Source organism: Methylomarinum vadi (assembly GCF_000733935.1).
GTDB classification, from domain to species: Bacteria; Pseudomonadota; Gammaproteobacteria; order Methylococcales; family Methylomonadaceae; genus Methylomarinum; species Methylomarinum vadi.
On record NZ_JPON01000001.1, the window covers coordinates 1291384 to 1314924 of the forward strand.

At 48.5% G+C, this 23541-nt stretch carries 23 protein-coding genes, 1 tRNA gene and 1 pseudogene; 6 read left to right on the forward strand and 19 right to left on the reverse strand.

Annotated elements, in window-relative coordinates:
• Positions 1–84: 84 nt before the first annotated feature.
• Positions 85–1449 carry a coiled-coil domain-containing protein gene (locus EP25_RS21835; protein ID WP_036300309.1) on the reverse strand — a complete coding sequence of 455 codons (1365 nt, stop codon included), beginning with the start codon at positions 1447–1449 and terminating at the stop codon, positions 85–87.
• On the reverse strand, positions 1446–2705 hold the full coding sequence (locus EP25_RS0106565; RefSeq protein WP_031433133.1) for a hypothetical protein: 1260 nt from the start codon (positions 2703–2705) through the stop codon (positions 1446–1448). Before EP25_RS0106565 ends, EP25_RS21835 begins: the two co-directional genes overlap by 4 nt.
• Positions 2706–2780: 75 nt before the next feature.
• On the opposite strand from EP25_RS0106565, the gene EP25_RS0106570 reads away from it, so the two are divergent.
• Complete coding sequence (locus tag EP25_RS0106570) at positions 2781–3005, forward strand: hypothetical protein (RefSeq protein WP_031433134.1); 225 nt, start codon at positions 2781–2783, stop codon at positions 3003–3005.
• A gap of 62 nt (positions 3006–3067) precedes the next feature.
• Here EP25_RS0106570 and EP25_RS0106575 read toward each other — a convergent pair whose 3' ends face one another.
• The 6 genes from EP25_RS0106575 to EP25_RS0106600 form a co-directional block, all read right to left on the reverse strand.
• Positions 3068–4207, reverse strand: coding sequence for a GNAT family N-acetyltransferase (locus EP25_RS0106575; RefSeq protein ID WP_031433135.1), 1140 nt, complete (start codon positions 4205–4207; stop codon positions 3068–3070).
• 332 nt (positions 4208–4539) lie between these two features.
• A tRNA-Met gene (locus tag EP25_RS0106580) sits at positions 4540–4617 on the reverse strand.
• A 67-nt stretch (positions 4618–4684) separates the two neighbouring features.
• Positions 4685–5776: a redox-regulated ATPase YchF gene (gene ychF, locus EP25_RS0106585; RefSeq protein ID WP_031433136.1), complete on the reverse strand. Its 1092-nt coding sequence runs from the start codon at positions 5774–5776 to the stop codon at positions 4685–4687.
• Between the two features lie 104 nt (positions 5777–5880).
• Positions 5881–7032, reverse strand: coding sequence for a sensor domain-containing diguanylate cyclase (locus tag EP25_RS0106590; protein WP_235185855.1), 1152 nt, complete (start codon positions 7030–7032; stop codon positions 5881–5883).
• 46 nt (positions 7033–7078) lie between these two features.
• On the reverse strand, positions 7079–7939 hold the full coding sequence (locus EP25_RS0106595) for an HDOD domain-containing protein (RefSeq protein ID WP_160172707.1): 861 nt from the start codon (positions 7937–7939) through the stop codon (positions 7079–7081).
• A gap of 13 nt (positions 7940–7952) precedes the next feature.
• Positions 7953–8375: a protein YgfX gene (locus EP25_RS0106600; protein WP_152555608.1), complete on the reverse strand. Its 423-nt coding sequence runs from the start codon at positions 8373–8375 to the stop codon at positions 7953–7955.
• Position 8376: 1 nt separating this feature from the next.
• On the opposite strand from EP25_RS0106600, the gene ygfZ reads away from it, so the two are divergent.
• Complete coding sequence (gene ygfZ / locus EP25_RS0106605; RefSeq protein ID WP_152555609.1) at positions 8377–9438, forward strand: CAF17-like 4Fe-4S cluster assembly/insertion protein YgfZ; 1062 nt, start codon at positions 8377–8379, stop codon at positions 9436–9438.
• Between the two features lie 13 nt (positions 9439–9451).
• Positions 9452–10294, forward strand: coding sequence for an HDOD domain-containing protein (locus tag EP25_RS0106610; RefSeq protein WP_031433141.1), 843 nt, complete (start codon positions 9452–9454; stop codon positions 10292–10294).
• Positions 10295–10401: 107 nt separating this feature from the next.
• Here EP25_RS0106610 and tnpA read toward each other — a convergent pair.
• A pseudogene (tnpA, locus tag EP25_RS0106620) lies at positions 10402–10833 on the reverse strand (IS200/IS605 family transposase).
• Positions 10834–10984: 151 nt separating this feature from the next.
• On the opposite strand from tnpA, the gene EP25_RS0106625 reads away from it, so the two are divergent.
• Genes EP25_RS0106625 through grxC form a run of 3 tightly spaced genes read left to right on the forward strand, consistent with a single transcriptional unit; the run spans position 10985 to position 12948 of the window.
• On the forward strand, positions 10985–11968 hold the full coding sequence (locus tag EP25_RS0106625; protein WP_031433142.1) for a COX15/CtaA family protein: 984 nt from the start codon (positions 10985–10987) through the stop codon (positions 11966–11968).
• A gap of 39 nt (positions 11969–12007) precedes the next feature.
• Entirely contained in the window at positions 12008–12652 is a 645-nt protein-coding gene (locus EP25_RS0106630) for a class II aldolase/adducin family protein (protein WP_031433143.1), read from the forward strand.
• Between the two features lie 32 nt (positions 12653–12684).
• Positions 12685–12948 carry a glutaredoxin 3 gene (grxC, locus tag EP25_RS0106635; protein WP_031433144.1) on the forward strand — a complete coding sequence of 88 codons (264 nt, stop codon included), beginning with the start codon at positions 12685–12687 and terminating at the stop codon, positions 12946–12948.
• A 36-nt stretch (positions 12949–12984) separates the two neighbouring features.
• Here grxC and EP25_RS0106640 read toward each other — a convergent pair whose 3' ends face one another.
• The 10 genes from EP25_RS0106640 to trpB all read right to left on the reverse strand — a co-directional run bounded on the left by EP25_RS0106640 (position 12985) and on the right by trpB (position 23540).
• The gene (locus EP25_RS0106640; protein ID WP_031433145.1) at positions 12985–13575 is read right to left on the reverse strand and encodes a PilZ domain-containing protein; all 591 of its coding nucleotides are present in this window, start codon (positions 13573–13575) and stop codon (positions 12985–12987) included.
• A gap of 76 nt (positions 13576–13651) precedes the next feature.
• The gene (locus tag EP25_RS0106645) at positions 13652–15319 is read right to left on the reverse strand and encodes a putative bifunctional diguanylate cyclase/phosphodiesterase (RefSeq protein ID WP_051906450.1); all 1668 of its coding nucleotides are present in this window, start codon (positions 15317–15319) and stop codon (positions 13652–13654) included.
• A gap of 218 nt (positions 15320–15537) precedes the next feature.
• Positions 15538–16719 (reverse strand): O-succinylhomoserine sulfhydrylase, encoded by a 1182-nt coding sequence (locus tag EP25_RS0106650; RefSeq protein WP_031433147.1) that lies wholly within the window; start codon positions 16717–16719, stop codon positions 15538–15540.
• Between the two features lie 31 nt (positions 16720–16750).
• On the reverse strand, positions 16751–18259 hold the full coding sequence (gene purF, locus EP25_RS0106655; protein ID WP_031433148.1) for an amidophosphoribosyltransferase: 1509 nt from the start codon (positions 18257–18259) through the stop codon (positions 16751–16753).
• 19 nt (positions 18260–18278) lie between these two features.
• A complete protein-coding gene (locus EP25_RS0106660) occupies positions 18279–18770 on the reverse strand; it encodes a CvpA family protein (RefSeq protein ID WP_031433149.1) in 492 nt (163 codons plus the stop codon).
• Between the two features lie 13 nt (positions 18771–18783).
• Positions 18784–19275 (reverse strand): SPOR domain-containing protein, encoded by a 492-nt coding sequence (locus EP25_RS0106665; protein ID WP_031433150.1) that lies wholly within the window; start codon positions 19273–19275, stop codon positions 18784–18786.
• 2 nt (positions 19276–19277) lie between these two features.
• Complete coding sequence (gene folC / locus EP25_RS0106670; protein ID WP_031433151.1) at positions 19278–20552, reverse strand: bifunctional tetrahydrofolate synthase/dihydrofolate synthase; 1275 nt, start codon at positions 20550–20552, stop codon at positions 19278–19280.
• Positions 20553–20569: 17 nt separating this feature from the next.
• On the reverse strand, positions 20570–21517 hold the full coding sequence (gene accD, locus EP25_RS0106675) for an acetyl-CoA carboxylase, carboxyltransferase subunit beta (protein ID WP_084190978.1): 948 nt from the start codon (positions 21515–21517) through the stop codon (positions 20570–20572).
• A 14-nt stretch (positions 21518–21531) separates the two neighbouring features.
• Positions 21532–22341 (reverse strand): tryptophan synthase subunit alpha, encoded by an 810-nt coding sequence (gene trpA / locus EP25_RS0106680; protein WP_031433153.1) that lies wholly within the window; start codon positions 22339–22341, stop codon positions 21532–21534.
• Positions 22338–23540 carry a tryptophan synthase subunit beta gene (trpB, locus tag EP25_RS0106685; RefSeq protein WP_031433154.1) on the reverse strand — a complete coding sequence of 401 codons (1203 nt, stop codon included), beginning with the start codon at positions 23538–23540 and terminating at the stop codon, positions 22338–22340. Before trpB ends, trpA begins: the two co-directional genes overlap by 4 nt.
• Position 23541 lies beyond the last annotated feature (1 nt).

A 23541-nucleotide genomic window follows, 5' to 3' on the forward strand; every position in this document is an offset into this window, starting at 1 on the left:
TACATTTTACGCTACCCACCCATTGCCATTTGCATGGGCTTGATCGGTTGCTGTTTTGAACGTACGACTGATCGCCAATCCGCCTTATTCCTGGAATGTTTTCTTTTGCATTTCCGTGATCGCCATTTCCAGCTCTAGGCGTTGCTTTTCGAGCAATGACAACTCTATTTCATTGCGTAACGTTTCCGACCTTCTCTTGACCTTTTCCCCATCCTCGAATTTTTCCAGCTTCTGAAAAGGCATCACCACATGCTGCTTTTTAGCGTCTAGTTCTTGCTGCTTCAGTTCCTGTTCGGCTTCCTGCTCCAATTGTTGTTGCCGTTTTTTCAAGGCTAGCTGTTGTTCATGCAATTTGAGTTTCGCTGCTCGCCACGCTGCCTGCTGTTTTTCATAGCGCTCTACCTCAATCCTGGTTTTCTTGTCCTGAATCTCGGACTGATGAAACAATTGTTTTTCTCGTCTGGCGGTGTCGGCCTCAAGTTTTTGCTCTTCAAGCCGTTCCTGATGCTTCAACTTGTCTTGCATCTGTTGCAATTCGGCTTCTTGCTGAAGCATCCTGATTTTTTGTTGCGCCAGCAATTCCGCCTCGGATTCCATTTCCTTCAATTCATTCTGATGCCTGACCTGCTCGGCGTGCATGCGTTTCTCAATCGCCAAACGGGCCGCCAGCTGTCTTTCTTCATCCTCCAGCAACGCTAGTTGATCGGCGGCGTCTTGTGCCCGCTTGCGCCGCTCGATTTCGGCGAACTTATGTAATATCTCCAGCTCCTGTTGTTTATGAAGCAACTTTTGTTCCTTCATCGCTTGGTGGCGGCGAAAGTAGGCCTGGTTTTTGCTTTCATTCAATTCATGGCTTTGTTTCAACACATGCAAATAGACATTATCCTTGCCAGGCTGCACGTTGGGAAACTCCTTGAACTCAGCGAATATCTTGCATATAGCCCTAGATTGAATATTCTGCATCATTAACAATTCGCAAATCGTCACGGCAATTTTTTTTTCAATATCGAGCAAGCTACCTTGCACCCAATGGCCATCGTTCAATGCATGAACCTCTTTATGCACTATATCGGTTAGCATGCACTGAAATGTACGTTTAATATGCGTATTAATATCGGGCAAGGCCTCGGCATTGCGCTGCGCAAATGTTAGCGTCGCCTGATATCGCAATTCGATCGCGACTTCGACCTGACAAAAACCATCGAATAATTCCATCCGCTCCCGATAATCCCAATCCTCGATCGGTAAGGGGTAAATTTCGTGATAAAAGCGTTGGGTGAAAACATCCGGCCGCAAAAACAGTTTTTGATAAAAACCACCGAGCCGCGAGCGCACAACCTGCCGATCGGCATTAAAACCCGGCTCCCAGGCGTCACCGGTTTCATCGCCAGCAGCCATCAATTCCCCACCGGTCAACCAACGCTCCAATTCTGATCCACTATTATTCATTGTTCTTTCACTGCTTGCTTGGCTGCCGCTCGCGCCTTAAGGAGGGAAATCTTATCAGCCATTTTTTCGGCCAATAATGGATAGAGATTGGGGGCGAATTCCACGGTACGATCGTCGACTTTGCGTAAAAAACCGCGGCTAAGCAACAAACCGACCGCGAACATTCTCGACCAATCCGAATATCGTCGGGCTTTTTCAAGCGGCGTCTTTTCGATTACCATTTCCAGTTCGTCATTCTCATTGATCCTGAATTCGGTAAACTGGCGCAGACATTCAAACACCAATTCTTCCTCCTGGACGGTCAAGGGGCCTGGCGCAGTAAACTCCAACCGATAGGACAGCAAAACAGTAAAGAAATCGACCATGGCGGCACAAACGAACGCGAACGCGGAAAAACCGGTCCACATCGAAAAAGATGGGTTTACATCCTCGACAAACTGCTTATAAGTCATTAACATAGGCGCTTCCGGCAATTGTCTTCCCATTTCGCTGGACAACTGATTAACCCCCAATTGCACGGTTTGAAAATTAGCCAACAATTGGTAGTAAGTTTTCTCCACATCGGTGGCAACATCGAGTTCAGCCAGACTGCTCTGCAACTGGCGAATATTATTGTCCAGTTCCGCGAATGCCTGCTCTTGCGCTAGCACCGCTTGCTTTTTTTCTTGATAAATCTGATTGAAATGTTTCCAGAACGGCCCTTCCCCAACCTGATTACGATAGCCCTCGGCAATTTCCGGATGAGTACCGAAATACGCCTGCGACACATCACGCGAAGCCTTTTCCAATTCCTTTTTTTGTTGTTGCAATACCGCCGCTTTAATTTGCAAGATCTTATCCAAATAAACTTTGACATCGGTTCGAATCTGATTCAAACGTTGGATATGCAAACTGTCCTGCTCGGAGATTTCATAGAACTTAAAATAGGAAAATGAAATCGAAGCGGCCAAGGCGATCAATAACGATGCCACCACGGAAAAATAGCGCATTCGGTTGGCCTTCCAATGAATCCCCGCCAATTCCAGCGAGCAAATGACGATGATGGATTGGATGGCGACAGTAATAACGAAGGCTATCCACGGCGTGATAAAATGCGACAAGCCATAAAAGGTTGTGAAACCGGAACAAACACTGAGCATTAATACAATCGGTATGGACCAGATACGCAACATACCGACAAAAAAGGTTTGCACCCGATTAATAAAATATCCCATTCCAGTGGAACGGATTTTGATTAAATCTGACGTTTTACTCATGCTTGGAATGGTCGCTGCTACTCACTGAATTGCTTGGTTTAGTCGTTTCTTAGCACGGCTCTTGATTTCAAAAATATGCTGTTGCATGATACCCCAACAACATCGATTTTATCCCACTTGCCTTCCATACAAGATGGCGGCACACCTCATCCGGCTAATGCCTTTGTCGTACTCAGTTTCATCACACTTTGTGCCGATCAATTCCGCTATTGCACCATTCTGAAAGCGCGAAACACTAAGAAACTTACTTCTTTTTTAATCAACGGCAAACATACCGATAATGCCGCAGATTTTCAATAAAAAATGTGCCAAGCCCGAATTAGAACATAAAATCATAGCCACTCTACTGAATTACAAGCCTTTTAATTGTCACTTCTAGCCTTGAAAGGAAGTCGGCCACGACAATTATATTTATATTGGCGGATCAACGGCTTTTCCCGCCTTAGAAACTCGGCGATCAAATCGGAAAAACGGGAGTTTTGCAACCAATGGGCGGAATAGGTGGTGACCGGCTCAAAGCCTCGGGAGATTTTATGTTCGCCTTGAGCGCCGGAATCGAAACGTTTCACGCCATGCTCCAAGCAATATTCCAGCCCCTGATAATAGCAGGTTTCGAAATGCAACCCGTCATATTCATTATGGCTGCCCCAATAGCGGCCATATAACGTATCTTCGCCGATCAGACTCAACGCCGCCGCCACGATTTTATTCCCTTTTACAGCCAACACCAGCAACAACTGGTCGGGCATGCTCTGCGCCAGACGCATAAAAAATTCCTGATTCAAATAAGGATATTGGCCGCGCTTTAAATAAGTCGCTTGATAAAAGCGAAAAAAATGCCGCCACTGCCTTTCGCCTATTTCAGCGCCGCGCAAACGGATCAAATCGATGCCCTGTTCGGCAATTTTGCGGCGTTCCTTGCTGATCTTCTTGCGTTGCCTGGCCGAAAAGCTCTGCAGATAATCGGCGAAATCATGGTAGCCCCGGTTAAACCAGTGGAATTGAACGCCTTCGCGTAGCAACATTATCTTCTCCAGATCCTGCGCTTGGACAGGGTCGGGGAACAGGCAATGCAACGATGAAATTTTTTTATGCTCCGAAAGCCGCTTAATGTAATCGATGCATCGCTCAATCACGCTATGTTTATCCAAGGCTGGCGCCAGCAACAGTCGCTGCCCTTGGCACGGAGTGAAGGGGACGGCGTTGACCCATTTGGGATAATAATCCATGCCGGATTGGTAATAGGCATCGGCCCATTGCTGGTCGAAGACGTATTCCCCCCACGAATGGTCCTTTAGATAAAGCGGCATCGCTGCAATCAATTCCTGCTCTCGATAAACCAGCAAATGTCTTGGCCGCCAGCCTGTCTCTGCACACACCGAACCACTCTCTTCCAAGGCCGCCAGAAACTCGTGACTGACGAAGGGGTCCTTGCCCTGAACCAACCGGTTCCAACTGTCAGCATCGACTTCCGTCATGCTAGTGATCTGCTTAACAATCATGGGAAATATCCATCACAAGCTTGCGCATCCAGCTAAAGGCCATTCTAACGAGAATACTCACAATCTAGGTTGAAGACCGCGATGTGTAAAATAGATGACGCCTCACCATCCCCGCCATTCTCCCGACTGGAGCGGAAAAACACCAAGCGAACCTCAACATCCATTGTTGAGCAAGTGAAGAAATGATGGAGGAACGTTTAACCGACGCCCGAATTTCCCTGCGATCTTATCAACCTTCTCAAGGAGATTGCCAATAATCGGAAACTTAAAAATACCCGATCAACGCATCACGCATGAAGATAAGCTATCTGACTGGTAATGAAAGGAGAAAATGGTGGCGACACCGGGGATCGAACCTGGGACCTCGGGGTTATGAATCCCGCGCTCTAACCGGACTGAGCTATGTCGCCACTGAATTGAACCTCGAAGCTGCTCAGCTCCGAAGAGCTGACTATTATAGGTTTTATTTACCGAATGTCAAACATTAAATCGAAAATGGATCACATCGCCATCCTGCACGACATATTCTTTCCCTTCCAGGCGCCATTTTCCGGCATCCTTCGCGCCCTGTTCACCGTTGCAGTCGATAAAATCCCGATAAGAGATGACTTCGGCTCTGATGAAACCCTTTTCAAAATCGCTATGTATAACACCAGCCGCTTGCGGGGCCAAGGCGCCTTTAGGAATCGTCCAAGCTCTGACTTCTTTGACACCGGCGGTAAAGTAGGTGGACAGGTTTAATAGCTCATAAGCAGCCCGGACCACCCGATTCAAACCAGGCTCCTCCAACCCCATGTCATCCAAAAATTCTTTTTTCTCTTCGTCATCCAATTGCACAATTTCGGCTTCAATCGCCGCACAAACCGCAACAACTTTTGCATCTTCCTTAGCCGCAAACTCCCTAACTTGATCCAACATTGGATTATCTTCGAAACCATCATCCTGAACATTGGCGATATACAAGGTCGGCTTTATCGTAATCAAACATAATTCTTTGATTAATCTGTCTTCATCCTCGCTCAATTCCATCGAGCGGACAGGAAGACCGCTATCCAAATGTTGGGCAATTTTCTCTAACAACTGTTTTCTGGCCAATTCTTCCTTGTTGCCTGATTTAGATGCCTTGGCCGCGCGTTGGAGCGCTTTTTCCACGGTCGCCATGTCCGCCAGCGCCAATTCAGTATTGATGACTTCGATATCGCCAATTGGATCCACTTTTCCGGCGACGTGGACAACATTATCATCATGAAAACAGCGCACGACATGGGCGATTGCATCGGTTTCCCGGATATTGCCGAGAAATTGATTTCCCAACCCCTCGCCTTTTGAAGCGCCAGCAACCAAGCCAGCAATATCGACAAATTCAATCGTGGTTGGCAAGACTCTTTCCGGTTTGACTATGTCAGCCAATTTATCCATCCGGGGATCGGGAACCGGCACCACACCAACATTCGGATCAATGGTACAAAAAGGATAATTCTCTGCCGAGATGGTTGCCTTGGTTAAGGCATTAAACAACGTTGACTTGCCGACATTGGGCAAGCCGACAATTCCACAATGAAGTGCCATAGAGTTCTCTAAATTGAATTTATAGACGGATGGGACCGAACCCGGTCGCAATGGGAGAGCAATTATACAATTGAACGGTTGAATATAAAACCGGCTACCCAGAACTATTTAGCTAGCAGTTCTTCAGAAAATTTAACAACTTGATTGCGTCCTCTTTTTTTAGCCTCATAAAGCGCAATGTCGGCATAATGCACTATATTGTCTATGTCGGGTTTCTGTCCGTCCTGATTACTGCTTTGATCATGACAATACAGGCCTATACTCATGGTCACGGTAACTTGATGCTGATCTTTCCACCAAGTTTGCTGATTGATTTCATTCCGGATTCTCTCGGCGAAAATCAAACCGTTACTGCAACTGGTATTGGTAAAAATGATCACAAATTCCTCGCCACCGTAACGCACCAATACATCGGCGTTTCGGACATGGCGTTTTAGGGTGGTCGCCACGTCGACCAACACCTGATCACCAAACGAATGTCCAAAACTATCATTGATTAATTTGAAATGATCGATATCCAGCACTAGCAAACACATCGATTGTCCATAACGCTCATACCCCGCCATAGTCAGTTCGATCTGGTTATAGAAATAACGCCGATTATATAAGCCGGTCAATTGGTCCAAAACAGAGATGTTTTCATAATGATCCTTCAACCGTTTGATGTCTTGATAAGCCTTTTCCAGCTTTGCTGTCCGAGCGGTGATCTGCTGCTCCATGACATGAAACAGGCGATAATTAGTCATCAACTGCCCCAGCATATTTTTGTATATCTCTAATAATCGAATATGCCAGTCTGTAAAATAATAAGGTTCCGGATGAGAAATATTGAGGACGCCGATCAATTCCACATTATCGGAAAAAACCGGAACACTGATGATGGAACCAGGCAACTTCCCTTTTTCCTGAGCGGAGCATATGGCAAAGCGTTCGTCTTCAAGGCAATTATGACAATGTTGCAAGGTTTTTTTCTCGGCGGCCAAACCGATAATACCTTCCCCCACCTTGAACTGCAAAGGCTGAACGGTTTCTTGCGTGTCCTCGACAATCTCGAAATAACTGAGACCGGTTAAATTTTCCAACATTCCTTCGTCGTTTATCATGAAGAAGGAGCAACGCTCCATATCCTGGTTATGGATTAACGCGGACAAGGCTTTTTTTAACAGTTCTTCCTCGCTTTTGACATGATAATTGACCTCGGACAATTCTTTAATGGCCGATAGCGAATTTAATAAATCGACGATAATGTCTTCCATGTTTTTCCTTACGCTCGTGCTAAGGCTCATGTTAGCTATGCTTTCATTAACTACTGATAATTGTCGCCAACTCCTGAATATCGTCCCTGCTTGTCACGATTTGCTCGACTGCCGCTGCCGCGTAACCGGCCGGAATTGATAAAAGTTCCAGTTCCGCTTTATATAATGTGATATCGACGGGCATTCCTTTGTTGATCAAAGACGCCATAGATTGGCTAATTTGATGGAGTGAAATTAACAACATCTCGCTTTCTCCAAAATCAGGATTTTCAAACTCCTTAACGACAGTTTGATAGATTGCAGGCAAGCGCCAACGATTCAACAACAAATAACCAAGTTTATAATGACTCACTCCTACTGCATTGCAAATCCCTTCCTTAAGGGATTGTCCGCTTTGCTGGCAACGATTAAAAACCGCTTGCATCATTTCGGGAAAAAGAAACACCGCTGCGAGAACGCCTATGTTCAGCAATAATCCTGAGGTATAGACCGTTGCGGGTTGCAGCACATCTACTTGCGTTTTAGCCGACAATTTTTGCGCCAATACCGCGGCCGTTAATGCTTGAAGCCAATAGAAATGCGCATCGAAGGCCTGGCATTTTCGTGTATCCAGTTGCACGTTCAAGGCAATACTTAATGACAGACTCTTAACCAAATTAAAGCCTAGCACCTGAATAATGGCTTTACGCAAATCATTGATTTTTCCGGAATAACCAAAATAGGCGGAATTTGCCAATCCCAACAAACGGGCAACCAAAGAAGGCGATAACGATAAAACTTCCACCACCTCGTCGACCGACACATCCGGATTGTTGACCGCATTCATGATCCTGAGACTGACTTCAGGCAGGGGCGGAAGATTCTTAACCTTGCCAAGCTGAACCCTATAATCTTGTTCGGATTTCACCATGATTCCCTATTCACAAACCTGAAGTTCTAACGAGAGCCGACAACCTTCGATATTCCTTACCCGATAGTGCATCACTAAACACGACAATAATCCACTGTTTTTGCCCGGTCTCGCAATATAAAAACATAACCCAAGGTGTAATAACGGAAGCTTTTCCCAAAGTAATCGGCACAAAAACCTTATCCTTCAATGCCAACTCCCAGCCGCTTACTTCCGTTAGCCTTATCCCTTTATAATGAATTTCATTATAGTCCGATAACCGAATAAATAAACTGACTGATATCAGTCCAAGTAAAATCAACCTTATATCTACGGCCAAACTATTCTGCCAACAAGCAAACAACCCTACAAGATGGATTAAAGTCAGAAAAACCGCTTTATTTAATGAAGAGCCAATCGCAAAAGTTTCCGTAGTCGGCTTATAATTAAGCATATTGTTTCCTCGTTTAATTGTCCATCTTATCTCATTTTCAACATTATCTTTTAATTCAACCACCGCCATGAACCCAGACTGGATATCTTTTTTACAAGCTAACGGCGCCCGACTGACAGCTGAACAACACATAACGTTTCCGATGAAATCTTCCCCGGCGGAAAACACGCTTTATCCAATTGCCCATCTTACTGCTTTCAACGTCGCAGGCGCGGACGCCGAATCATTCCTACAGGGACAGCTCACATGCAACATTAAAGACTTGGACCTTAACCGCGCCAGTCTTGCCGCCTTCTGCAATGCCAAGGGGCGAGTGATCAGCACTTTACTCGTTTGCAAAACGGAAAATACATTCATCATCATTTTGCCTCAATCTTTATTGAACAAGGTGATGAATAAGTTACGCATGTATATTCTTCGCGCCAAGGTTCAGCTGCAAGACATGTCGGACCGGCTCTGCTTGTTGGGCCTCGTCAGCGCTGCACCGTCCGTAAACGAAATCCCATTGCCGCAACAACCTTACGCGATTGAACAAAATCGACTAAATTTAATGCGGTTGCCGGGGAATTCTCCTCGATATCTAGCTTACGGTACTATCGATCAGGCAAAAACTTTCTGGTCGCAAACTGTCGGCCCGAAAATGCTCCCTGCCGGCAATTCCAGTGATTGGATCTATCAGGATTTGTCCGCTGGAATTCCCTGGTTTAACGAGGCAGTCTCGGAAGAATATATTCCTCAGATGTTGAATATCGATAAGCTCGGCGGCATCAGCTTTAACAAAGGCTGTTATACCGGCCAGGAAATTATTGCCCGTACCCACTACCTGGGCAAAACAAAACGTGAACTGTTTCTCGCCGAATGCCGTAAAACGGCTATGATTAATGCTGATACGACTATAATCGACCGCAACAGCAAAGAATCTGTCGGCAAGATTGTGGCAATAGCCGGCCATGATCAGTCTTGCAGGCTATTATTGGTCATGCAGCCGGAAAAAATCAATCCTGAAGCGCTGGTGTTAAATAATTCCGATCAGGATAGAATCGACATTATTCCATTTCAATAACGGAACACATTTCATGCAATTCAAATCTGTTAAAGACTTTCTCGTTCATGTCAAAGCAGAACTGGATGCCAATCGCCTGATCTTACCGACACTGCCAGATGTTGCGTTGAGGGTCAGGGATGCGGTATCGAAAGGCGACGCAACCGCCCAGGAACTGGCCGTAATGATCGCAACCGACGCCGCCTTATCCGCCCGTTTAATTCAGGTTGCCAACAGCCCTCTTTACCGGGGCACCGTTGAAATCAAAAACATCCAGACAGCCGTCACCCGTCTTGGCCATAAAACCATCCGCACCCTCATCACCAGCTTGGTGATGCAGCAAATGTTCACGCCCACCAGCGATTTACTGGAACATCATTTTCGCGAAACCTGGGAACAAAGCGTCAATGTCTCTGCGATCAGTCGGGCTTTGTGCAGTTTCGCTCCCCACTTGAATCCGGACGAAGCCATGCTGGCCGGTTTAATCCATCAACTAGGCAAACTGCCCATTTTGATGCTGGTGGAGGATATTCCCGAATTCAGGGATAGCCCATCCAGGCTGAATAAACTATTGGAAAAAGCGCATCCACCCATCGGCAAAATCATTATGGATACGTGGGATTTTCCCGACGAGTTAAAACTGGTGGCGTCCGAATATGTCAATTTTGAACGTGATTCCGGGCCCAAAGCGGATTATGCCGACATTGTTCAGGTCGCATTTTTACAGAGTATTGCCGGCACCAACCACCCGGCATCGCGCATTGATTGCAATAGCGTGCCCGCCTTTGCCAAGCTGGGACTGCAGACCGAAACGGAAGTATTGGAAATCGAAGGAATCTCCGAAGAAATCGAGCTGGCCCAATCCATGCTGATATAAGTCCCGTTTCAACAAGGGGTCTTTATGACTAAACAACCACCCGCTCAAGCGGGTGGGTTCCAATAACGGACTGAAAGTCCGGATACGCGTCGACTAAACGACGCGTCTTAGTCGGGCTCCATCTTGAAATTATCGTTTGGATTAGGTTCAAAGTGATGCTCCAAATATTGCTTTATCATCTCATCAGTCATTTGCCCCACTGTGGCGCAAAAATAACCGCGGGCTCAAAAATGTCGACCCCAATATCGCTTTTTCAAGTGCGGGAACTCTTCGAACAGATAGCTCGAAGTTCGTCCCTTGATTCGCCTCATGATTTCGCTTGGGGCCATAGTCGGCGGCGCACTCACCAAAATGTGCACATGATCTTTGCTCACGACACCTTTGATAATCCGTATCTCAAAGGCTTCGCATGTCTGCCGCACCAAGTCTCTCACTCGTTCGGCTATTTCATCCTTCAGCACTTTATAACGATACTTCGTAACCCAAACAAAATGATACTCAATTTGGTAAACCGTATGGCTGCCGTATCTATAGTCCATCGCCACCTCCTTGGGCAAATTATCGCAGCTAAAGCTGACCGGCTAAAGCCGGTGGTTTAAACCTTATGATGGATAATTAAAACCGCGAAAAATGCTAAAATCTGGCGGAAATATTTTTTTATCCGATTGATTTTACTCTAAGGCTTTATGCATGATCGATAAGCAAGCGGCCCTACGCTTTAGACGCCTGGGGATTCTCACCATTTTTGCAGTTTATTTCGTTATTCTGGTGGGCGGTATCGTCCGCGCTTCAGGCGCCGGCATGGGCTGTCCCGATTGGCCCACCTGCTTCGGACAATGGATTCCGCCAACCAATGAATCCCAATTACCGCCAAACTATCATGAAATCTATGCCGAACGAGGTTACGACAATACCGATTTCAACCCGCTGAAAACCTGGACCGAATACACCAATCGCTTGATAGGCGTCACCATCGGTTTTTTTATTTTGCTAACCGCGTGGGCATCAAGAATTTATCTGAAAGGCGACAAAAACATTTTTTATTTGGCCTTGTCCGTACTATTTTTGGTCGCCTTCCAGGGCTGGTTGGGCTCCGCGGTGGTCGCCAGCAACCTTAAACCATTGATGATTACGCTACACATGCTGTTAGCCTTGTTCATTGTGGCTCTCTTAATATATGCGATCGCCCGGTCACAGAAGGCCTTTATTGCCCAAATCGACAGTCATTTGCTTTCGGAGCGTTTTGTGACGGTATTGAAAATCGCCATGGGCATGACGCTGGTCCAAATCGCCATGGGCACCCAGGTACGGGAAGCCGTGGATTTCATCGCTCACCAACATAACTATATCGAGCGAGAATATTGGCGCGACAGCTTTCCATTGCTTTTTTATGTACATCGCTCCTTTTCGTCCATCATCCTATTCACTAATTTATGGCTGGTGTGGCAAATTCATAAGGCGGTTGAAAAGCACAATCTGCTGAGGAAATTATCTTATGCGCTGACCGGCTTGATCGTGACGGCGATTATTGCGGGGATCACCCTGGACCGTTTCGGCATGCCGCCGGTCGCCCAGCCCATTCATTTACTGATGGCTAATTTGATTTTCGGCATGCAGTTTTTCATCTTTATCTGCGTGAAATATTCGGCATCGAAGTCACCGCAATATGAGTAAACCGTCGTCACCGCCCGTAGCAAGACAGTCGACACGCCCATGACCGGAACAGAAGGCGTAATTAAATATCAATTGCATCATCGCGACGTAGCGATTGATCGTAACGTTTCGACAGCCAATTTGAGCGCCTGGCGGCTCATCCTATTTCGGCTAAACTTGATTGGACAAAACGCTGCTCGCTATGGCGGCTACGGTTATGGCAACATCAGCGAACGCCTCGGCAATGATCAATTTATTATCAGCGGCACTCAAACCGGCCATCTGGCGTTGCTGGAACCCCAACATTTTGCCGTGGTGGATCGGGCCGAACCAGGATCGAACCGCCTGTATTCCCATGGTCACTGCAACCCCTCTTCCGAAGCATTGACACACGCGATCCTGTACCAACAAAATAATGCCATAGGCGCCGTCATTCATGTTCATTGTCCTGAAATATGGTGCCGCACAAAAACTTTGGAGCTACCTTTTACCCCGGAAAATATTCCTTACGGTACCGTAGACATGGTTGTCGCCGTCACAAACCTATTCACTCAAAACGCTTTCGATCAATGCGGCATCTTTAGCATGCTGGGCCATGAAGACGGCATCGTGGCATTTGGCAGCAATATAACGGAGGCGGCGACATTGCTCATCGACAAATTATCACAAGCCATCACTGTTGAATTGAATCAAACAAACAGATAAAATCTAATATAAATTTAGAATATACTAATATTATGAAGCCTGAAATACTTATCTATACCGCAAACATCTGCCCTTATTGCACCATGGCAAAAAGATTACTGGAAAAAAAAGGCGTGGCTTATTCGGAGATCAATGTGGACTCGCAGCCGGGCCTGCGCCAGGAAATGATGCAAAAAACCAAACGGCGCACCGTACCGCAAATTTTTATCGATGATTTTCATGTCGGCGGGTTCGATGATTTGTATGCGCTGGATCAGCGTAAGGAACTCGATCCATTACTTGCGACGGGCGCTTAACGTCTTCCTATTATGATCAGGGGATAAAACGACCTGTCAGTCGATCTCAAGATAACGTAAACCTAAGGTCGTCGAACCTTCATCGTTTTCTTTAAGCCAAACGATTTTTGCGACCGCTTTATTGACCGGAGTACTGAATAACTGCAATTTGACAATATCGCCCGTTTTGATATCGCTGCCCTTGAAATCTCCGGTCAAGGCCAAGCCGATAACGGAAATATCGATCCCCCGCGCATTAATCCTGCCGTGATCATAAATCAACAAACAGGAAAAAGATTTTTTCTGCCGATAAGCCGCTCGCTGTACCCATAGCTTTTGTTCATTATGCCTGACGTCGCGGTATTCGAGCCCCAACAGGATTTTATCCGCCTCCTGTTTAACCCAAACGACCTCTACGCTTCCTGTCAGCCTAAGCTCCTCGACAAAAATTTCGGCCGAATCATTTTCCACCAACAACGCTTCGAAATCCTCAATCTCGGTGAGAAACCTACCCGGATAGACTTCGACCATAATTCCCTTGACAGAAACATCGTAACTCTTGAACTCGAGAATCTCGCCACCAATAAAAATCTGACCGCTGGATGTCAGACTTTTTCTGTATTCTTTTCTGTCATGCTCATTCGCCATGGCCGCACCGCATTCAGCTTAATAATCGAATAAGCATAGCTCATTCTGGAAAATTTGACTTATTTCTGGACGAATATCAACCGTTTGCCGATTCGTCATCCTGATCTTTATAAGCGGGCGGTTTCCAAGGCTTTTCTGCCATCCATTGATTGAATTCAATCACCGGCAATGGCTTATTCAGATGATATCCTTGGGCCAGATCACAACCTAGATCGGTTAATTTTGTCATGATCTCTTCATTTTCCACGCCTTCTGCCGTCACATGCAATCCCAGGTTATGAGCCAGATTGATGGTAGCGTTGACGATCACCTCATCGTTTTCGCTACTGAGAATATCCATCACGAAAGAGCGGTCGATTTTCAGTTCGGCTAACGGCATTTTTTTCAGATAAGCCAGGGATGAATAGCCGGTGCCGTAGTCGTCGATGGAAAATTGATATCCCATCCGGTTTAAGCGCTTAATGATCTCTAAAGCGCTGTCGGGGTCGGTCATGATTGAGCTTTCGGTGATTTCAAAAATCATCCATTTTGGTTTAATGCCGGTGGACGCCGCAATGCCCGATATCAAATCCGGTAATTCGGGATCATGTAAATCTCGGGTGGACAAATTGATCGATACGGTCAGGTCCTTTCCCTGTGCGTGCCAAAGTGCGCATTGTCTGAATGCCTCCTTGATCACCCATACCGTCAGCGGCCTGATCATGCGGGTACGCTCCGCCATGATGATGAATTCATCGGGCGGAATGAAACCGTGTTTGGGATGATGCCAGCGCACCAAAGTCTCCACCCCAAACAATTCGCCGGTTTGCAGCGCCACCTTGGCTTGGTAATACAATTCCAGCTGATTACTTTCTATGGCTCTGCGGAGCTCGCTCATCAAGGTCAAACGTCGCGGACTATGATCGTCGAACGCCGGTGCATAAACGGCGTACCCTTCATTGGACTTGGCCGCCATAAACAATGCCACGCCGGCTTTTTGCACTAAGGTGTCGACATCATCGCCATGTTCGGGAAAGTGCACGATTCCCACATTGACGTGCACCGGTATATGCAGCTTATCTACGATAAAAACCGGCTCGAGGGCGGTTTGGATATATTTGGCCAACATCACCGGCTCGCTTTCATCGACACCGTCGGATAACAACACCGCGAAAATATTGCCATCGATCCGGGCCACCTTATCGCTGCCCAACACCACCCCTTGCAAACGCGCAGCCAATTGTTTCAACACCATATCACTGCTGTTACGGCCCAAGGTATCGTAAATTTCCTTGAAGTTGGCGATTTCGATCAGCAGCACGGACAGCAGCTTGCTCTGACTCGTGGCGGATAGAATGCTTTGCTCGACCCTGTCGTAAAATAACGCGCGATTCGGCAAATCGGTCAGCGTGTCATGGGTCGCCGTATAGTTCGCCTGTTTCTCGAGTGTTTCGGCCTTGTTCCTCAGTTCCTGGGTCTGATCGAAAATAAGGGCGCCGGCCTGGTAGGCGATGATGGAGCTGGAGTATTGCCCCCAAAAACCGAATATGAATGGCACGCTATCCAAAGCCCAAAGCACATAATTTTCACTTTGCGCCTTCATGATGCCGTGAAGGGAAATAGTTCCGGTCTGGTAATAACTGACCAGTAAGGTCGCGATGACAATGCTGCTGACCGCAATCAGAACCCCCTGATAAGCGGCTTTCGACACCTCGCTTTTCAGTACCCGAACATTGTCGCTCAATAATGATTTTGCTAAAGCCATAATGGTGGAATCAAAGGAAAATTAATGCCGGATTTGATGTTGTTGTGCCGTAACTGCCAACTATTCACGACAAACGACACCTCAATGCTTCATCACAGTCGCTAACCAACTTAGTTTGCAACCGTAACATTTCACCGTGCCAACTCCCTTTTCCCACCTCATTCATTACCAGGGGCTTTCGTCTCAGGCTTCCTAGGCCGGATTGTCATTACTTCCTACTACAAGCCGGCCAGCAAATCCTGCTTGATATCTTCGACATTTTCCAGGCCTACCGATATTCGCACCAGACTGTCTTTAATGCCGGCAGCGGCTCGAACTTCAGGAGCCAGGCGGCCATGCGTGGTCGTAGCCGGGTGGGTGATGGTCGTCTTCACATCACCAAGATTAGCAGTAATTGATAACATTTTTGTAGAATTGATCAAATTCCAAGCCTGTTCTTGCCCGCCCTTCAACTCGAAACTGACCACACCGCCAAAATGGCTCTGCTGGCGCTTGGCCAACTCGTGCTGGGCATGGGTCGGCAAGCCGGGATAATGCACTGTTTCGACCGTTTCCTGTTGCTGCAGCCACTGTGCCAAGGCGAAGGCATTTTCGCAATGTGCCTTCATTCTGATACTGAGCGTCTCCAAGCCCGATAGAAACACCCAGGCATTGAAAGGACTCATCGTCGCGCCGCCGGTGCGGAGAAAGGGATATATTTCCTTTTCGATAATACTCTCGCTACCGATCACGGCGCCGCCCACGCAACGCCCCTGCCCATCCATGTACTTGGTCGCCGAATGCACGACTAAATCCGCCCCCAGCGTCAAAGGCTTTTGCAGCACCGGGGTGCAAAAAACGTTGTCGACAATCAACAGGCAATCATGTCGATGAGCAATATCGGCCAGGGCCGAAATATCGGCGATTTCCATCAATGGATTAGACGGCGTCTCCAAAAACAAGAAACGGGTACTCGGCCGGATGGCGGCTTCCCAAGCCGACAAATCGGTGAGTTCGGCAAAATCCGTCTCGACACCGAATTTACCGAAATAATTCTGGAACATCAACACCGTATTACCGAACACGCTGCGCGAGCAGACCACGTGATCGCCGGCTTTCAACAACCCCATGCCAACCGCCATGATCGCCGCCATGCCGGAAGCGAACGCCAAGCAACGCTCGCCGTGCTCCATGAAAGCCAAGCGTTCCTGAAAGGCATTAACGGTCGGATTGGTGAAGCGGGAGTAAATATTGCCGGGCTGCTTGCCGGTAAATCTGAGTGCCGCCTCTTCCGCGCTCGCGAAAACATAGCTGGAAGTAGCGAATATCGGGATGCTATGCTCGTCTTCATGGGTGCGCTTGTGGCCGGCCCTGATCGCCTGGGTTTCCAGTGAATAGTCGTTCCAGTCTATTTCGGTCATGTTCTGTTGGCTGTTTTTGATGTCGGATGGGTTATGCCGAATTCTGCATTTCTATAATGAAATTTTCCCTATTGCGCCTAAATTGGGCGTCATCGTTACGTAATGCCTCGATTCGTCCCAAATAGGCGTCATCGATATCCCCGGTTATATACTGATTACTGAAACAGGAGGTATCGAAATGCTTGATCGACTTGTTGCCTCTACGCACCGCCGCCACCAAATCGTCCAGGTCCTGGTAGATCAGCCTGTCGGCTCCGATCGCCTGGCGCACATCCTCTTCGCTGCGGTCATGCGCGATCAATTCGTGCGCGGCCGGCATATCGATGCCATAAACATTGGGATAACGTACCGGAGGCGCGGCGGACGCCAAATAAACCTTCTTGGCACCCGCATCCCGGGCCATTTGGATGATTTGTTCTGAAGTCGTGCCCCTAACGATGGAGTCATCGACCAACAAAACATTTTTACCTTCGAATTCCAAACCGATCGCATTCAATTTTTGTTTGACCGATTTTCTCCGCATTTGTTGTCCGGGCATGATAAATGTCCTGCCAATATAGCGGTTTTTGATGAAGCCCTCGCGAAATTTAACCTTGAGTTTATTGGCCATTTGCAATGCCGATGTGCGGCTGGTGTCGGGAATCGGGATCACTACATCGATATCATGGTCCGGCCATTCCCGCAAGATTTTTTCCGCCAGTTTATCCCCCATCCGTAAACGGGCCTTATAAACCGAGATATCGTCGATAATGGAGTCAGGACGGGCAAAATAAACATACTCGAATATACAGGGACAATGGTCGACCTTGTCGGCGCATTGTTTAGTGTGCAACTTGCCGTTGGTTTCTATGAAAATTGCTTCACCCGGTTCGATATCCCGAATCAGCTCAAAATCCAGGACATCGAGGGCGACGCTTTCCGATGCGATCATGAAATCACTGCCTTGGTCCGATTTACGTTCGCCAAACACGACCGGGCGGATACCGTTCGGGTCCCTGAAAGCCAACACACCGAAACCGGCAATCATGATGACGACGGCATAGGCCCCGCGGCAACGCTTATGTACCTGGGAGACGGCGGCAAATACGTCATCGGCAGTAATGCGCAGTTTGCGTAATTGCTGCAATTCATGGGCAAACACGTTCAACAAAATCTCGGAATCGGAGTCGGTATTGATATGGCGCTGATCCTCCACATACAACTCCTTTTTCAACTGCTCGGTATTGGTCAAATTGCCATTATGGGCCAAGGCCAAACCGAAAGGCGAGTTGACGTAAAAAGGTTGCGCTTCGGCGGAGCTGGTACAACCGGCGGTCGGATATCTGACATGGGCGATGCCCATATTGCCGCGCAATTTCACCATTTGACTGGTGGAAAAAACATCGCGAGTCAATCCGTTATCTTTGCGCAAATAAAAACGATTCCTTTCGCAAGTCATAATGCCGGCAGCATCCTGCCCCCGATGCTGCAGCACGGTCAGAGCATCATACAACTCTTGATTAACATTCTGATGCGAAACAATCGCGGCAATACCACACATAAAACTAACCTAACAAACATTAACGATAATTAAAATGGCCGGCCAGGCCGGAGGGAACCTGTTCCCGTAACCAAACAGCCAGCGATTGAAAGGGGGGAATCAAGGCCGATTCCTTCCACCAAGGGTCTTCCGGCAAAGGCGTCAAGCCCGCCAGCATGATAATAAGGGAAACCACCACCATTCCTCGGGCAATGCCGAAGATCATCCCGGCGAAGCGATCCGAACCGCTCAGCCCGGTTTTCTCGATCAACTCCCCCAACAAATAGCTGATCAGACTGCCGAGAATCAAGGTGATGAAAAATAACAAAGCGAAGGCGGCCGCCATTCTGGCCGAGGGAAAACTGATCATACTTTCCAGAAAAATGGAAAATTCCCGGCTGTAATTCAAACCGACCCAAATGGCCAATACCCAAAGCAACAAGGAAAAAGCTTCTTTAACAAATCCACGGAACAAACCAATAATCGATGAAACCGCGATCAAGGCGATAATGGCGTAATCGATCCAGATCATAACAGTCACCCCGCTACTCCTGAATCACGAAGCTATTGAGCTCGAGCGCTTTTTTCAATTGACCTTGAACCACTTCGGCGCGTTCCCTATTCAATTCCGGCCCCACCTTCACTTTATACATCACGCCCTCATCACCAGTCACTTGGCTGACCGCTGCGCTAAAACCCTGCCGCCTCAGTTTATCCCGTAACGATACGGCATTTTCTTGTTGACTGAATAGGCCGACCTGCAAAAACCAATGCTTTAATTTCGCCGCTTGTTCCTCGCTGGGCGTTAGCGTTTTTAACGGTTGCTTGACCGGCAGGTTGATCACTTCGTCCCTGCTTTGAGGTATTTCGGCTAAACGGTTTTCTTGCATGTGTTCAGGAATTGCGGGAATTTTCAATTCGTTAATGCGTTTTCCGGTGTCATCGACCGGGTCATCAAACAGCATGGGCACAAAAATGGCTGCTAAGGCGGTGATCACAACCGCGCCAACCAAACGTTGCTTTAATTCCTGATCCATTGCTAACCTCTCTCTTTGCAATATGACAAATACGCGGAAACCAGAAAAAAAGACCCAAAGACAACGATCAACTCGCCTTTCTTCGCCCCTTGTCGGGCGGCCTGGAATGCTTCCGCAAAATCGCCAAATCCTCCCGCGACCTCATCAATATTGTTTTCCTGGAAACATCGCCTGATGACTTCCTCGGTCGCCGCGCGCGGATTTGCTAAGGGTGCTATATACCAACGGCTGATCATGGGCTTCATGATCCTGATGACGCCGCTGATATCCTTGTCCTGCATCATGGCAAAAACCGCATAGATTTTCACGTCGGCAAAGTGTTGTTGCAAATACTCTAGCAGAGTTCTGACGGCTTGAGGATTGTGGCCAACGTCGAGCAAAACCGGCATTTCTCCGGGTTCTAGCTGAAAACGTCCTGCCAACTCGGCAGTTGCCAGCCCTTGTCTGATGGCTTCACGAGAAACCGGCACTAAATCGTTCAAAGCATTAATGGCCGCCAATACCGAAGACGCATTGCGAAACTGGTGCTCGCCCTGCAAACCCGGCAACGGTAACTCTGTCAGCAAACGGTCGCGACAGCGCCAATTCCAACCGCTGCCTGTTTTCTGATAAGTAAAATCATCGCCTATGCAAAGTAAGGGTGTATTTTTCTCGGCGGCGACCTCGAACAACGAGCGGGGGGGATCGGTATCGCCAATAATCGCCGGCACGCCGCAACGGAAAATCCCGGCTTTTTCCCGAGCGATCAATTCCCGGGTCTCGCCCAGCCAATCGACATGATCGATGCAAATACTGGTCACAATAGCGGCATCCGCATCGATGATATTGACCGCATCGAGTCGTCCGCCCAAACCGACCTCAAGCAGTTGTATATCGACATTCGAGCGCCAAAAGATATCCAATGCCGCCAATGTGCCAAACTCGAAATAACTCAACGTGGCCTCACCGCGAATTGCGTCGATGCGCTCGAAAGCCGCGCAAATCGGTTCGTCCGCGACCGGCCGACCATTAATCTTGATCCGCTCGTTATAGTGGAGAATATGCGGAGAGGTATAGGCACCGACCTTATATCCCTGTGCCCGATAAATCGCTTCGAGATAGGCGATGCAAGAACCTTTGCCATTGGTTCCCGCGACCGTAATGGTCGGCGGTTTTTTATGTTCGGGATTGAGCTGGTTGAAAACGCCCGCTGCCCTGTCCAGGCCCAAGTCTATGACCCTGGGATGCAACCCTTCCTGCCAATTCAACCAGCCCTGCAGCGAATCAAAACGCGCCATTAGGATAAGAGACCGGCTTATTCCTGTATTTCGGTGGAATCCGGTTCGTTAGATTCGGCATCGGGAGCCGCATTTTCCTCCGCGGTATTTTCCGCTTTTTTTTCTGACAGATCCGGACGATACAAGATCGATAGAATACCGGCAATTTTATCGCGCATTTCTCGCCGATCTATAATCATATCGATCGCACCATGTTCCTGAAGAAATTCACTGCGCTGAAAACCTTCCGGCAGCTTTTCCCGCACCGTCTGCTCGATTACGCGGGGACCGGCGAAACCAATCAACGCGTTAGGTTCGGCCACATTGATGTCGCCCAGCATCGCCAAACTGGCGGAGACCCCCCCCATGGTCGGATCGGTCATAAAAGAAATATAGGGTATACCCGCCTCGGCCAGTTTAGTTAGCGCCGCACTGGTCTTGGTCATCTGAAACAGAGAATACAACGATTCCTGCATCCGGGCGCCGCCACTGGCGGTAAATACGATAAACGGCAAGCCGGATCTCAGGCTCTCATTGACTCCACGAACGAAACGCTCACCGACTACCGATCCCATGGAGCCGCCCATGAAAGCGAAATCGAAAGCGGCCGCAACGATACCCTTGCCTTTCAAGGTACCCTTCATCACGACCAAGGCGTCATTTTCATTGCTTTGCTTCTGCGCCTGGGAGATGCGATCCTTGTATTTCTTGCTGTCCTTGAATTTCAACGGATCGTTTGGCTTCAACCCTGCGCCGATTTCTTCGCCGCTGTCCTCGTCCAAAAACATGTGCAATCTTTTTCTGGCGGAAATGCGCATGTGATATTCGCATTTCGGACACACATTGAAATTCTTTTCCAACTCGGCGTTGTACAAAATCGCATCACAATTAGGACATTTGTTCCACAAGCCTTCCGGAACCGTCGCTTTCTTACTGGACGCCTCGGTTCTGATCGTGGAAGGAACTAATTTTTCAAACCAACTCATCGATGTACTCCGACTCATTCCTGGTTATCCATCGCTGCGCGCATGGACTTTAACAATTCAATAATTTCTGTCTTGGCCTGTTCCGTGTCGTCTTGGTTGGCTTCGATCCTGGCAATCAGCGCGCTCCCGACAACGACCCCATCGGCGATTGCCGATAGTGTTTTGGCCGTTTGCGCGTCCTTGACGCCAAAACCGACGCCTACCGGCAAGCGGGTATTTTGCTTAATCATCGCCAATTTCTCCTCGACATCGGCGGTATCGAGATGACCGGCGCCGGTAACCCCTTTCAAGGACACGTAATAAAGATAACCGCTGCCGACCGCATCCATTTTTCTCACTCGTTCGGCCGAACTGTTGGGGGCCAATAGGAAAATCTGATCGATACCCCGTTGCTTCAGCAAAAGGACACAATCATGCGCTTCTTCGGGCGGCAAATCGACGGTCAACACCCCATCGACATCCACTCGTTGCGCCGCGTTGGCGAAATCCTCGTACCCCATCATTTCGATTGGGTTCAAGTAACCCATCAATACCAACGGCGTCTCTTGATCGGTTTTTCTGAATTCGGCCACCATGCTTAGCACTTTTCTAAGGCCGACATGGTGCGCCAAGGCTCTTTCACTGGCACGCTGAATTACCGGGCCGTCCGCCATCGGATCGGAAAACGGCACGCCCAGTTCAATAACATCGGCGCCTGCCGCCACCATCGCGTGCAGCATCGGCACGGTGAATTCGGGATAGGGATCGCCTGCTGTGATAAAAGGAATCAAGGCCTTGCGATTGTTTTGCTGCAGTTGTTCGAAGCGTTTTTTCAGCCGGCTCATACTTTGATTCCCTCACGTTTAGCAATGGTATGCATATCTTTATCGCCCCGTCCCGACAAATTAACGATCATAATCTGCTCTTGCCGCATAGTCGGCGCCAGTTTCATCGCATAGGCCATGGCGTGGCTGGATTCCAGTGCCGGAATAATCCCCTCCATGCGGGTCAGCGCATGAAATCCTTGTAAAGCCTCTTCATCGGTAATATTGACATACTCGGCCCTGCCACTGTCTTTCAACCAGGCGTGCTCCGGACCAACGCCGGGATAATCAAGACCCGCCGAAATCGAATGCGTTTCGATAATCTCGCCGTCCTCGTCGGCCATTAAATAAGTTCTGTTACCATGCAATACCCCTGGTTTACCTGCGCACAGTGGCGCGGAATGCCGCCCGCTTTCGACCCCCTCTCCAGCCGCCTCGACGCCGTACATCCTCACCGAGGCGTCATCGATGAACGGATAAAACAAACCGATCGCATTGGAACCGCCGCCGACGCAGGCGACCAGGGCATCCGGCAACTTACCCGTCATATCCAGGCACTGTTGCTTCGCTTCTCGCCCGATCACGGCCTGGAAGTCTCTGACCATGGCCGGGTAAGGATGCGGCCCCGCCACGGTACCGATGATGTAAAAGGTATTGTCGATGTTGGTAACCCAGTCGCGCATGGCTTCGTTCAGCGCGTCTTTCAACGTCCGCGACCCGGATTCCACCGGCACCACGGTCGCGCCCAACAGTTTCATGCGATAAACATTCAATGCCTGCCTTTCCACGTCGACCGCGCCCATATAAACGACACATTCTAACCCCAGTCTGGCGGCCACCGTCGCCGTCGCCACACCGTGTTGCCCGGCGCCGGTCTCCGCGATTATGCGCGTTTTCCCCATACGTTTGGCCAATAAGGCTTGCCCGATAGTATTGTTGACCTTATGCGCTCCGGTATGATTGAGATCTTCGCGTTTCAGATAGATTTGCGCCCCGCCCAGCTCTCGGCTCCAACGTTCGGCATGATAAAGCGGCGACGGCCTGCCGACATAATGCTGTAAATCAGCATCGAGCTCAGCCAAGAAGTCGGGATCCCGCATGTATTTCTGGTAAGCCTCGTTCAGTTCGGTAATGGCCGGCATCAAGGTTTCCGCCACGAATATACCGCCATAAGGACCGAAATGCCCCCGTTCGTCCGGCAAATTATATTTATCAGTCATC